Annotated in this window: 2 protein-coding genes and 1 pseudogene; all 3 read right to left on the reverse strand. The window is 46.5% G+C overall.

What is annotated here, in order from left to right; translation table 11 throughout:
- Positions 1–665: pseudogene (locus tag BUB59_RS14845) on the reverse strand (RNA-directed DNA polymerase); the annotation flags it as partial.
- On the reverse strand, positions 662–952 hold the full coding sequence (locus BUB59_RS14850; RefSeq protein ID WP_158236663.1) for an FISUMP domain-containing protein: 291 nt from the start codon (positions 950–952) through the stop codon (positions 662–664). The pseudogene BUB59_RS14845 and the gene BUB59_RS14850, both read right to left, overlap by 4 nt.
- A partial coding sequence (locus BUB59_RS15440) for a four helix bundle protein (protein ID WP_159433389.1) occupies positions 912–1,682 on the reverse strand: 771 nt, incomplete at its 5' end. The genes BUB59_RS15440 and BUB59_RS14850, both read right to left, overlap by 41 nt.

Here is a 1,682-nt window from a genome sequence, read left to right on the forward strand (position 1 = left end):
CCAAATAACTGCGATGTCAGATTCCCGATAGGAAGTCCCTGATTTTCCGGCAGTCCCATCAACGACTTATTGGCGGGCAAGTCGTTCCATGCGCTGCGGGGGCTACGAAACCGGGCGTTCTTCAGCGGATCATTATACACGAAAATCCTGATCAAGAATGTACACAGATCCTTATCGGGAACTCCACGCCACTTTACCTTACGCAACCCTTCAATACACAAACCATAAAGAATGTCGCGATTAATGCCCATGAAGAACCCGCTTATATCCAAGCGCAAAACCCAGCACTCTTGGCTAAAATTTTTGCTTTCTGAACTAACAAAAGCCTTGGCTCGTTTTATACCAAAGTCGGTACCCTTGCCCACACGGCAGCTGTAGCAATCGAAAATAAACTGCCGGTCGAATATGGGGTAAATCCAGTTGTATAGCAGATGATGTACCACGCGATCGCGAAAATTGGCGGCGATGATTTCACGCTTTACTGGCTTTTCGTTAATGAAGCAGATACTGGGCAAAGGAACATAGGTCCTATTTTGCAGTTCGTATGCCAATGCAAGCAGATTACTTTCCAGGTTCCGTTCAAAGTCAAGCTGATTCTGGGTATTGCGCTTGTGCTTGCGGGCCTCGCGATAGGCAATGTAGAGTTCACCAAGCAAGCTGTTCATGTAAATTCTTCAGAGTTCTGGAGACAACGAACGGAGTTACCGTTGTTCTTATTGTTGTTGTTCATGTTGGCATTCTCGTTGTTGTAGTTCAAGTTCATGTTATAGGCGTTGTTGCTATTGTTCTCGCTAGCAGACCAGAAGTTGGCGTTGTTGCCGGCATTGTTGAAATTGCCATTGTTGTTTCTGTTGCCTGCAGGGAGCGCGGAGAAGCCGTAGGCCCTACATGAATTTGATGGGCAGCCGCTATTAAACACGGCATGGAGTGCCTTGCGGCAGGCCATCGCCATGGGTTTGTCTACTCCTCTGCAAGGCAGGCGAGAGCGGGCTGCTGAACTCTGAAAGGTTTTCTCCCACGGTGTCATTACCGCAAGACTCTAACCGTAAAAGATTCAATATGGTTTCAATTTTTGCATTTACGAAAATCCACTGGTTGTTCGCGATTTGTTTAAGGTCCTGTAATATGCGAAGCTGGATCCTTGCACGCACCAGTATTTGCATGGCACGATCAAAGTCGAACTTGGCAAAACCCTGCATGGCAAGCTGCATCATCTCCAGAAGTTCCATGGAGTCGTTGCGCAGCCTATCGCCAAGGCCGAACTTGTAATTCTTGTAGAACTTACCCGTACGCCTGCATATATCCAAGGTATAGTCGTACATTTCGCGATAGGCAAGCATCATGTTTCGTGGGTTTACATTGGAATGAGATTCCTGTTTTTTTGAAGCGGGCGAAGTCTTTGGCACCGCCCCAAGCACAGACTTTTTCCAATCGTCAAAGTTCTCTAATACGGGTAACCCAGTAATTACTACATGATTCTCATCAATAACCTTGTAACTGTACTTGCCATCGCATTCCTCCTGGATTTTGGCAAGCAATGTATCGGGGAATCCGAGATACACCATTTCGGCCGAGATGTTCTTGAAAAATCGGGCATTGATTTTAAACGGTCGGAACAACTTACTGAACAGAAATGAAGATCGTTCCCAGGCCTGCCAGAATTTACTATCGCGAACTAAATG

This window comes from Fibrobacter sp. UWEL (assembly GCF_900142535.1).
In the GTDB taxonomy this organism is placed as follows: domain Bacteria; phylum Fibrobacterota; class Fibrobacteria; order Fibrobacterales; family Fibrobacteraceae; genus Fibrobacter.